Source organism: Comamonas sp. B-9 (assembly GCF_000410635.1).
GTDB lineage: Bacteria > Pseudomonadota > Gammaproteobacteria > Burkholderiales > Burkholderiaceae_C > Comamonas.
In genome coordinates, this window is the sequence record NZ_KE148674.1 from 418 (window position 1) to 10,266 (window position 9,849).

The 9,849-nt window shown below is 59.1% G+C and carries 10 protein-coding genes, 1 tRNA gene and 1 pseudogene; 9 read left to right on the forward strand and 3 right to left on the reverse strand.

All coding sequences use genetic code 11. The features are described from left to right. Together H928_RS29755 and H928_RS0124475 are read left to right on the forward strand one after the other, a co-directional pair. A partial coding sequence (locus tag H928_RS29755) for an aspartate kinase (RefSeq protein ID WP_043341947.1) occupies positions 1–1,215 on the forward strand: 1,215 nt, incomplete at its 5' end. 25 nt (positions 1,216–1,240) lie between these two features. Then, positions 1,241–1,333: transfer RNA gene (locus H928_RS0124475), tRNA-Ser, on the forward strand. A 465-nt stretch (positions 1,334–1,798) separates the two neighbouring features. Here H928_RS0124475 and H928_RS29760 read toward each other — a convergent pair. From H928_RS29760 to H928_RS0124490, 3 genes are all read right to left on the reverse strand, one after another. After that, positions 1,799–2,224, reverse strand: coding sequence for a luciferase (locus H928_RS29760; protein WP_021028860.1), 426 nt, complete (start codon positions 2,222–2,224; stop codon positions 1,799–1,801). A gap of 81 nt (positions 2,225–2,305) precedes the next feature. After that, positions 2,306–3,370, reverse strand: a complete 1,065-nt coding sequence (locus H928_RS0124485; RefSeq protein WP_021028861.1) for an alkene reductase — start codon at positions 3,368–3,370, stop codon at positions 2,306–2,308. Positions 3,371–3,598: 228 nt separating this feature from the next. Continuing rightward, positions 3,599–4,612 carry a GlxA family transcriptional regulator gene (locus H928_RS0124490; protein ID WP_021028862.1) on the reverse strand — a complete coding sequence of 338 codons (1,014 nt, stop codon included), beginning with the start codon at positions 4,610–4,612 and terminating at the stop codon, positions 3,599–3,601. Between the two features lie 66 nt (positions 4,613–4,678). Between H928_RS0124490 and H928_RS0124495 the strand changes: the two genes are divergently transcribed. From H928_RS0124495 to arsH, 7 genes and pseudogenes are all read left to right on the forward strand, one after another. Next, positions 4,679–4,981 carry a putative quinol monooxygenase gene (locus H928_RS0124495; protein WP_007182542.1) on the forward strand — a complete coding sequence of 101 codons (303 nt, stop codon included), beginning with the start codon at positions 4,679–4,681 and terminating at the stop codon, positions 4,979–4,981. Positions 4,982–5,087: 106 nt separating this feature from the next. After that, on the forward strand, positions 5,088–6,266 hold the full coding sequence (locus H928_RS0124500; RefSeq protein WP_021028863.1) for an IS3 family transposase: 1,179 nt from the start codon (positions 5,088–5,090) through the stop codon (positions 6,264–6,266). Positions 6,267–6,371: 105 nt separating this feature from the next. Continuing rightward, the gene (locus H928_RS0124505; protein WP_021028864.1) at positions 6,372–6,746 is read left to right on the forward strand and encodes a VOC family protein; all 375 of its coding nucleotides are present in this window, start codon (positions 6,372–6,374) and stop codon (positions 6,744–6,746) included. A 427-nt stretch (positions 6,747–7,173) separates the two neighbouring features. Further along, on the forward strand, positions 7,174–7,497 hold the full coding sequence (locus tag H928_RS0124515) for a helix-turn-helix transcriptional regulator (protein WP_021028866.1): 324 nt from the start codon (positions 7,174–7,176) through the stop codon (positions 7,495–7,497). A gap of 26 nt (positions 7,498–7,523) precedes the next feature. Continuing rightward, entirely contained in the window at positions 7,524–8,813 is a 1,290-nt protein-coding gene (locus tag H928_RS0124520; RefSeq protein ID WP_027011367.1) for an arsenic transporter, read from the forward strand. Positions 8,814–8,839: 26 nt separating this feature from the next. Next, positions 8,840–9,271: an arsenate reductase (glutaredoxin) gene (arsC, locus tag H928_RS0124525; RefSeq protein WP_021028868.1), complete on the forward strand. Its 432-nt coding sequence runs from the start codon at positions 8,840–8,842 to the stop codon at positions 9,269–9,271. After that, positions 9,258–9,827 (forward strand): annotated as a pseudogene (gene arsH, locus H928_RS29765) (arsenical resistance protein ArsH); the annotation flags it as partial. The gene arsC and the pseudogene arsH, both read left to right, overlap by 14 nt. Between the last annotated feature and the right edge of the window lie 22 nt (positions 9,828–9,849).

Consider the following 9,849-nt stretch of genomic DNA (forward strand, 5'->3'; position numbering starts at 1 on the left):
GCCAAACGCGTCGCCAAGTGGGCAAGGGCTGGCCACCAGATGGTGGTGGTGCCCAGCGCCATGAGTGGCGAAACCAACCGTCTGTTGGGCCTCGCCAGTGAGCTGGCACCCAGCCGCGCAGACAAGTCCTATTACCGTGAGCTGGACATGCTGGCCGCCACCGGCGAGCAGGCCTCGTCGGCCTTGCTGGCCATTGCGCTGCAGGCCGAAGGCGTGCCCTCGGTGAGCTACACCGGCTGGCAAGTGCCGGTGCGCACTGATGACAGCTACACCAAGGCGCGCATTGAATCGATCGACGACCAGCGCGTGCGTGCCGATCTGGACGCAGGCCGCGTGGTCATCGTCACCGGTTTCCAGGGTATTGACCCGAACGGCAACATCACGACTCTCGGCCGTGGCGGCTCGGACCCCTCGGCTGTCGCCGTGGCAGCCGCCATGAAGGCCGCTGAGTGCCTCATCTATACCGACGTCGATGGTGTCTACACCACCGACCCGCGCGTGGTGTCTGCCGCACAGCGCCTCAAGACCGTGAGCTTTGAGGAAATGCTGGAGATGGCGAGCCTGGGCTCCAAGGTGCTGCAGATCCGCTCGGTGGAATTTGCCGGCAAGTACAAAGTGCCAATGCGTGTGCTGTCGAGCTTCACGCCCTGGGATATTGCATTGGATGAAGAGGCCAAATCGGGCACTCTGATCACATTTGAGGAAGACGAAAAGATGGAAAAGGCCCTCGTATCGGGCATCGCTTTCAACCGCAGCGAAGCCAAAATCTCTGTCCGTGGCGTGCCTGACACCCCCGGCATCGCCTACCAGATCCTGGGCCCGGTGGCCGACGCCAACATCGATGTGGACGTGATCCTGCAAAACATCGGCAAGGACGGCAAGACCGACTTCAGCTTCACCGTCAACCAGGGCGACTTCAACCGCACGGTCGAGCTGCTGCGCGAAGAAGTGGTGCCCAAGCTCGGCGCTGACGAAGTCATCGGCAACCCCAACATCTGCAAGGTGAGCATTGTCGGTATCGGCATGCGCAGCCATGTGGGCGTCGCATCGACCATGTTCCGCGCGCTGGCCGAAGAGGGCATCAACATCCAGATGATCTCCACCTCCGAAATCAAGACCTCGGTCGTGATCGATGAGAAGTACCTGGAACTGGCTGTTCGTGCCCTGCACACCGCTTTTGGTCTGGATTCTGCAGAAGTTTCCAAATCGGCCTGATTTTTCAGGTTAGAATAGCTGTATTGGAAACGTGACCGAGTGGCCGAAGGTGCTCCCCTGCTAAGGGAGTATGGGGTGTAGAGCCTCATCGAGGGTTCGAATCCCTCCGTTTCCGCCAAATACCAAGCCCCTGGGTGTTCTGCACTCAGGGGCTTTTGGTTTTCTACCAACCTATCTACCAAAAGATTTAGGATTGAAATGCCATATTTTGGATGATGTTGGACTCAGGATTTCTACACTTGCCCCGTCTCCTGCTCATGCAGACCTCGCGGATTCAAACTCTCGGCGCTTATGCAATGGCCAGCATGATCATGAAATGGGTCACAGCGTCATCACGGTAGATAAGTCTGCTCGAACCTTTGACTTCTCCCAACATCTTCTTTGCAGCGATCGCGGCAGTTCATGCTGGTTGCCCGAACTGCCCATTTCATCCCAATAGCAGTCATCCCGAGTACATCGTCAGCTAACCTTCACTGACTGGTTTCTGGTGAGTAGCGGACTGTGAGGGGAAGCAGCCCAAAGATGGGGCTCAAGGTCCGCTCTCACAGGATATGAAGTGGCGTTATCGACCCTAGGCAGTCACTCAAATGCTCAGACTTGGAAAAAGCGGCAGCACATGTTCGGCCAGCTCGTACAGCACTTCGCGCGCGGGTCTGCGGCTGGCCTTGAGGTTCATGGCAACGTGATTGATACCGAGAGCCTGAGCGTGGCGCAGGAATGCAATGTAGGAGTTCCGTCCACCACGCAGCATGGGACCCATGCTCATCAGCGGCTCGTTGGGATTAGCTGCCAAGTCAAAGAAGAAGACTTGAGTATAGGGCTTGAACGCATCGGGTCCGGCTGCCTGCTGTACAGCACCATTCCAAACCTTGAGCAGGTCCCCAAGGTGTTCGAGGCGCACGTTGTAGAACAGCCAGCCGTCGGCGTTTTCCGCGATCCAGGAGAGTTCTTGGCGACTGCGACCAGTGACCAGCATGGGCAGCCGGCCGTGGACAGGTTTGGGCAGCATGCGATTCACAGCTTCGCAAGATCGAAGGGCAGAGCCTTGGGTATAAAGCGGCTCGTTTCTTCGGTCTTCTGGGGCGGTGATTTACGCGACCCGCAATGTCGGATAGTCTGTATAGCCCTTGGCACCACCTGCGTAGAACGTGTTGGAGTCAGGCGCGTTCAGCGGTGCCTTTGCCCTGATGCGTGCGGGCAGGTCCGGGTTAGCCAGGAAGGCGGTGCCAAAGGCCACAGCGTCAAGCTTACCTTCGGCAATAGCTGCCTCTGCCTCATCAGCGCTGTAACCCATATTGCCCACCAACACACCCTTGTACTTTTCACGCGCTACGGGCATGACATCGGCCTTCTGCACGCCGAAGAAATCGGCGCGCATCACGTGCAGGTAGGCTAGCTTGAAGGCATTGAGCCTATCGGCCAGGAAGCCGATGAGGGCCTGCGGGTCGCTGTCTTTCATGCTGTTGAAGCTGTTGAGGGGCGACAGGCGCAGACCCACACGTTCGGAACCGATCGCCTGGGTCACGGCAGTGAGTACCTCGAACAGCAAACGTGCACGGTTTTCCAGCGATCCTCCGTAAGCATCGGTGCGCTGGTTGGGCGTGTCGCGCAGAAACTGGTCAATCAGGTAGCCGTTGGCGCCGTGTACTTCCACACCATCAAAGCCGGCGGCAATGGCGTTGCGTGCGCCTTGAGCAAACGCAGCCACGATGCCGGGAATCTCTTCGACGGTCAGGGGGCGGGGCACCGCGTGCGGCACCTTGCCTTGGGGCGTGTGGATCTCACCCTCAATAGCGGTGGCGCTGCTGGAGACAATGGGGGCGCCATCGGCAGCGCCAGGGTAGGCTGCGCGGCCAGCGTGCCAGATCTGCATGAAGATGCGTCCGCCCTTGGCGTGCACCGCGTCGGTCACCTGCCTCCAGGCTGCAATCTGCGCGTCCTTGTAGATGCCAGGCTCATTGACGAAGGCCGATGTACCGGGCGCCACCATGGTGCATTCGGAAATCAGCAGGCCGCCGGTGGCTCGCTGGCTGTAGTACTCGGCCATCAGCGCGTCGGGCATGTGGCCAGCGTCGGCACGGGCGCGTGTCAGTGGTGCCAGAAGGATGCGGTTGGGCAGGGTGAGAGAACCTACTTGAAGTGGATTGAATAGCATGTGGATGAAAACCCAGATTAGTGAACAGAAAACGGTGGTAAAGCTAACAGTATTCCCAATACTCAGACCTTTGAAAGGTCTCTGAACTTTGAAAGGTCACTGAAGACTGCTTTGGCACGGCTGGTGCTTTTGCACCCAACGCACGATGTAGTAGAGGCAAGTGGGTAGGCCTTTGATTCCGACAGTTTCGCGGCGGTCTCCAACCGTACATGCACCAAACGCCTTTGGTCATCCACCGCGTCGCAACTCCCTGACACCCCGGCCCAGCTTGCGGCGCAACAGGGCCCGCAGGGTCACCCCATCCGAGTACCCGACCTGTGCGGCAACCTGGTCGACGCTGGCGTTCCCGGTGCGCAAGAGATGGACGGCATGCTCGACGCGCAAGTCCTGGAAATACGACAGCGGTGTCTTTCCCAAAACGCTTTGCAGCCGCCGCGCCAAGGTGCGCTCGCTTGTGCCCGCGGCGCTGGCCGCCTCGGCCAGCGAGAACCCCTGCGCGAGCCGACGTCTGGCCCAGCACTCGAAGCGCTCCACCATCGGGTCGGCATGCGCAAGGTGGTCGGGAATCACGAACTCGGCTTGCGAACTGCGTGTCTCGACCAGCAGATAGCGTGCCACCAGGGCCGCCAGCGCCGGACTGCGCCCTCGGATGATGCGCAAGGCCAAGTCGACGTGGGCCAAAGCGGCACCCGCGGTGGTGAAGCGTGTCGAGTTCACGATCATGCGTGACTCGTCCAGCGTGACGTTCGGATAGCGCTGCCGAAACATCGGCCCCAGCCACCATGACGTCGTCGCACGATGCCCATCAAGCAGGCCACTCTCTGCAAGCAAGAAACTACCGGAGCAAGCGGCACCAAGGTGCGCGCCAGCGGTGGACCACTGCTGTAGCGCCGCGACCGCGTCGGGCACATCGGGGCGTGTGAGTCGAGCCGAGAGCGTGTCAGGCATCTTGTCGCCAAACGCTGGCACGAGCACGATGTCTGGTTCGGGCACACCATGCGCAGTGACCACGGGGACCGTCAAGCCTTGCGCAGTTCGGATGCGACGCCGCACGCCCACCAGCGTGAGCTCTATGTGCGCGGGCGCCTGTGGCAGCGAGCCCGCCATCGCATTGGCTAAGCCCACTGTGTCTGTGAGCGCCGCAAGCCCCAGATCAAACACGCCATCACAAACAAGGAGGTGGAGTTTCATGGCAACAATGATATCAATGTTGTCATTATTGCCTATAGAGATTTCTGTCATGAAGACTTAGACTGCAGTCTCTTCGATCCCTTCACCCACTTTTCCATTTACCCAAAGGAATACAGCATGACCAAGCTCGCCCTGTTTGTTCGCCTCGAAGCTAAACCCGGCCAGGAGGCTGCGCTTGCCGACTTCCTGGCCAGCGCACTGCCGCTCGCCAACGCCGAGTCCGGCACCACGGCCTGGTTCGCATTGAAGTTTGGCCCTTCGACGTTTGGTGTGTTCGATGCCTTTGCCGATGAGGCAGGTCGCCAGGCACATCTGAACGGCCAGATCGCCGCGGCCTTGATGGCCAACGCAGCGACCCTGCTCAGTTCTCCGCCCAATATCGAGAAGGTCGAACTGCTTGCAGCCAAACTGCCTGCATGACAACTCGGCCTTGACCCAATCAGGTCACGTTGCAGGATGGGGGGCTGGACTGCCCCTGGTCCGGTAGACAAGCCCCGCCTATCCTTTGAGCATAGGAGGGAATGTCATGAGCACCCAGAGGTTTACGCCGGAATTCAAAGAAGAGGCCGTCAAGCAGGTCGTCGAACGCGGCTACTCCGACCCAGATGTAGCGGCCTGCCTGGGAGTCTCGGTCCATAGCCTGTACAAGTGGGTCAAGCCAGTTTTGCCGGATAAATCTGAGCAGCAGTCCAAGGAACTGTTGGGAGCCAAGAGCGAGATTCTTCGCCTGCGCGTCCAGATGCGCAGAGTGGAGGAGGAGCGTGACCTGCTAAAAAAAAGCCGCGCGGTACTTTGCCAGGGAGCCCGAGTGAAGTACCGCTTCATGAGCGAGCACCGTCACGAGTATCAGCTGGCCATGATGTGCCGGGTTCTGCAGGTGGCGCGTGCAGGTTTCTATGCATGGCTGCAATGTCCGGTCTCCGACCGCGCCAAGGACGACACCCGGTTGCTGGAACTCATCCGACATTCATATACCGCCAGCCATGGCGTCTATGGCGCTCGTCGCGTCTTTGGCGACCTGCGCGAAGCCGGCGAGAGCTGCGGTCTGCACCGTGTGGAACGACTCATGCAGCGCCACAAAATCAAGGCCGTGCGTGGGTACAAAAAGCCCTGTGCCATTGCAGGGCGGCCTTCAATCATCGCGCCCAACCATCTACAGCGCGAGTTCACAGTCGATGCTCCCAACAAGGTCTGGGTCACGGACATCACCTACATCCGAACCTGGCAAGGCTGGCTGTACCTAGCGGTGGTGCTGGACCTCTATGCTCGCAAGGTTGTGGGCTGGTCCATGAAGGCCACGCTGGGCAGGGAACTGGCGCTCGACGCTTTGCTGATGGCAGTTTGGCGCCGCAAGCCTCAGCAGCGCGTCCTAGACCACAGCGACCAGGGCAGCCAATACGTCAGCATCCGCTACACCGAACGCTTGGACCAGGCAGGCATACGGCCTTCGGTGGGCAGCCGGGGTGACAGCTACGACAACGCGCTGGCCGAGACCATCAACGGTCTGTACAAGGCCGAGCTGATTCACCGCCGGGGACCCTGGAAGACCAGGGAATCCGTGGAACTGGCCACCCTGCAATGGGTGCACTGGTTCAACCATGTCCGACTGCTCACGCCGATTGGGGGCATCCCTCCGGCAGAAGCTGAGGCAAACTACTGGTGGCAACTCGCCCTCCGCAACACCTCGATAGAGGTGTCAACTTAAACCAATCGGCCTCCTCAAAACCCGGGGCGGTTCAGGGCTACTGTGCGTCAGCAGTTCTTCAATATCAATACGAGAGGTACCACCTGGGCCAAAATAATCCACACAATGATTCGCGTTCATGACCTCGAGCGCTCGCTCAAGTTCTACGCTGACGCATTGGGACTCCCAGTCAGTCATCGACTGGACTTCCCAGATTTTTCCCTCGTTTACTTGCGCAATGAGCAGAACGACTTTGAAATTGAGCTGACCTGGAACAAAGGCAGAGAAGAGCCCTATTCACACGGCGATGGTTATGGGCATATCGCCGTGGCTGTTGAAGAGCTGGACAAAGAGCATGAGCGAATGACGGGCGCTGGGATCAATCCAGCCCCCATAAAGGAGTTCAAACGTGGAGACGAAATGCTCGCGCGCTTTTTCTTCATCCAGGATCCGGACGGCTACAAGATAGAAGTGCTGCAGCGCGCGGGCCACTACGTCTGAAGGCTGATGTTCAGCGCCAAGCGAGGTACCCACACTCTCCACTCGTCTCTGGGGGCTTCCACCTGGAGCACGCCTCCGAGCGAAACGCTGAATTTGTCCTTGAAGGCCGACTGGCCGAGGCGCCCCCCAAACGGTAGGCTATGTCGGCTATGGGTCGATAGCACCACTTCGATACCCAAGAAAACAGTCACTCGGCCTGGGTTTTTTTCAAGGGCTGCTTTGAAGCGTAGAGCGGACCTGCAATGAAGGCACTGCGCAATGACTGCTTTCGACATCAGCAGTCATTGCCCTTTTTTGAATTGAAAGACAGCAACCAGCCTCAAGCAGACATCTGTTGTGCATTCGTGAATGCTGCAACCCTGCAAATGTAGAGTTGCTGTCAATAACTAATAAATCAATGATACAATAATTGTTGTATCATTGATAAATGCAAGAAGCCCAAGTGATCCGCTCCCTCTCTGCACTGGCCCATGAAGCACGCCTGCGCGTGTTTCGTGCATTGGTGGTCGCCGGGCCTGAAGGCCTGACTCCCAGTGCAATGGCCGAGCAGTTGGGCATAGCCACCAATGCGCTGTCGTTTCACCTCAAGGAGCTCTCTCACGCTGAGCTCGTGAGCCAGGAGAGACAGGGGCGCAATATGCTTTATCGCGCGGCGTTTCCCGCGATGAATGGCCTGCTCGCGTACCTCGTCGACAACTGCTGTCAGGGCCAGGCTTGCACGCCAAATGCCTCGGCTTCGTGCCCTTGCTGAGCTGTCTTTGCTAGGTGCAGTTCATCATGTTGACGGCGATTCTGATCTTCATCTTCACTCTGACCCTGGTTATCTGGCAGCCACGCGGCTTGGGCATAGGCTGGAGCGCCTCGCTGGGAGCCGGTATCGCATTGCTGCTGGGTGTCGTGCACTGGGCCGATATACCGGTGGTCTGGAACATTGTCTGGAATGCCACGGCGACCTTTGTCGCCGTCATCATCATCAGCTTGTTGCTGGACGAGGCCGGATTCTTTGAATGGGCCGCGCTGCACTTTGCACGCTGGGGGGGCGGAAGCGGCGTCAAGCTGTTTGCCCTCATCGTGCTGCTGGGCGCTGCCGTGTCAGCCTTGTTCGCCAACGACGGAGCGGCCCTCATTCTCACTCCCATCGTGATGGCCATGCTGGTCGCGCTGGGCTTCTCGGCGGCCGCCACGCTGGCATTTGTGATGGCGGCAGGCTTCATCGCCGATACAGCCAGCCTCCCGCTGATCGTCTCCAACCTGGTCAACATCGTGTCCGCCGACTTTTTCAAGATCGGGTTCAACGACTACGCATCGGTGATGGTGCCGGTCACGGTGGTATCGGTCCTGGCGAGCCTTGGTGTGCTGCTGCTGTTTTTTCGGGGAAGCATTCCTGCGAGCTACAACCTTGGCCAACTCAAGCAGCCTTCGGCAGCCATCCAGGACATGGCCACTTTCCGCGCGGGCTGGGTCGTCCTGGTCTTGCTGCTGCTGGGTTTCTTCGCGCTGGAGCCCTTGGGCGTTCCCGTCAGCGCTGTGGCAGCGGTCGGTGCTGCGATCTTGTTGGCGGTGGCGGCACGCAGCCCTGTGATCAGCACCCGGAAAGTGTTGCACGGTGCGCCTTGGCAGATCGTAGCGTTCTCGCTAGGCATGTATCTGGTGGTCTATGGGCTGCGTAACGCGGGTCTGACGGATTACATCGCGATGCTGCTGAACCAATTTGCAGCTGGTGGCATATGGACAGCATCGCTGGGAACAGGAGTGCTCTCTGCAGTTCTGTCATCCATCATGAACAACATGCCCACGGTGTTGATCGGAGCCTTGTCCATCGATGCGTCGACGGCCAGCGGAACCGTCAAGGAGGCCATGGTCTACGCCAATGTGATCGGCTGCGATCTCGGCCCCAAGATCACGCCCATTGGCAGCCTGGCCACGTTGCTGTGGTTGCATGTGCTCGCCAAGAAGGGCACAGCCATTGGCTGGGGCTACTACTTCAAGGTGGGTGCGATGCTGACCATGCCGGTGCTGCTCATCACACTGGCGGCGCTGGCGCTGCGGCTCAGCCTGGCCTCATGAACCTTTGCAACGGGAGAGCAACTGCGATGAGCGATATCACGATTTACCACAACCCGGCCTGCGGCACTTCCCGCAATGTGTTGGCGCTGATCCGCAACAGCGGGGAGCAGCCTACGGTTATTGAATACCTCAAGACTTCGCCTGATCGCGCCACCCTCGTGGGCCTGATCCAAGCCATGGGCACGCCGGTGCGCGAACTGTTGCGCCAAAAAGGTACGCCGTATGACGAACTTGGCTTGGGCGAGTCCAAATGGACGGATGCGCAGTTGATTGATTTCATGCTCCAGCACCCAATCTTGATCAATCGTCCCATCGTGATCACCCCGCTGGGAACCCGCCTGTGCCGCCCATCAGAGGCTGTGCTGGACATCCTGCCGCAGCCCCAGCAGGCCGCATTTTCCAAAGAAGACGGAGAAGCCGTCATTGACTCGAATGGACATCGAATTGACAAGCGCTGATCTACCGAACCTGGACGAACACGCTTTTGAAAAGCCCCTGCTGGACGGCCTATTGCCCGCACAGCGTGCGACGCATGCGCCGCGCATCGTGCTGCTGTATGGCTCCGTTCGTGAGCGCTCCTACAGCCGGCTGCTGACCGAGGAGGCGGCGCGATTGCTGCGCAGGATGGGTGCCGAGATCCGGATTTTTGATCCGCATGGTTTGCCTTTGCCCGATGATGCGCCGGAGGACCATCCCAAGGTCAAAGAGCTGCGCGAACTGGCGCAATGGGCCGAAGGGATGGTTTGGACTTCACCAGAACGCCACGGTGCCATGACCAGTATTCTCAAAGCACAGATCGACTGGATACCTTTGTCAGTGGGTGCGGTTCGTCCGACGCAAGGGAAGACATTGGCCGTGATGCAAGTCTCTGGCGGATCGCAGTCCTTCAATGCGGTCAACCAGATGCGCGTGCTGGGTCGCTGGATGCGCATGATCACCATCCCTAATCAGTCGTCCGTTGCCAAGGCATTCGCGGAGTTCGATGAGGCTGGCCGGATGAAGCCTTCCCCTTATTGTTGATTTCCACACAGAAGTG

Coding starts and splice junctions, on each gene's coding strand:
- H928_RS29760 (WP_021028860.1), bottom strand. CDS start 2,224: ATGCTGCCCAAACCTGTCCACGGCCGGCTGCCCATGCTGGTCACTGGT.
- H928_RS0124485 (WP_021028861.1), bottom strand. CDS start 3,370: ATGCTATTCAATCCACTTCAAGTAGGTTCTCTCACCCTGCCCAACCGC.
- H928_RS0124490 (WP_021028862.1), bottom strand. CDS start 4,612: ATGACAGAAATCTCTATAGGCAATAATGACAACATTGATATCATTGTT.
- H928_RS0124495 (WP_007182542.1), top strand. CDS start 4,679: ATGACCAAGCTCGCCCTGTTTGTTCGCCTCGAAGCTAAACCCGGCCAG.
- H928_RS0124500 (WP_021028863.1), top strand. CDS start 5,088: ATGAGCACCCAGAGGTTTACGCCGGAATTCAAAGAAGAGGCCGTCAAG.
- H928_RS0124505 (WP_021028864.1), top strand. CDS start 6,372: ATGATTCGCGTTCATGACCTCGAGCGCTCGCTCAAGTTCTACGCTGAC.
- H928_RS0124515 (WP_021028866.1), top strand. CDS start 7,174: ATGCAAGAAGCCCAAGTGATCCGCTCCCTCTCTGCACTGGCCCATGAA.
- H928_RS0124520 (WP_027011367.1), top strand. CDS start 7,524: ATGTTGACGGCGATTCTGATCTTCATCTTCACTCTGACCCTGGTTATC.
- arsC (WP_021028868.1), top strand. CDS start 8,840: ATGAGCGATATCACGATTTACCACAACCCGGCCTGCGGCACTTCCCGC.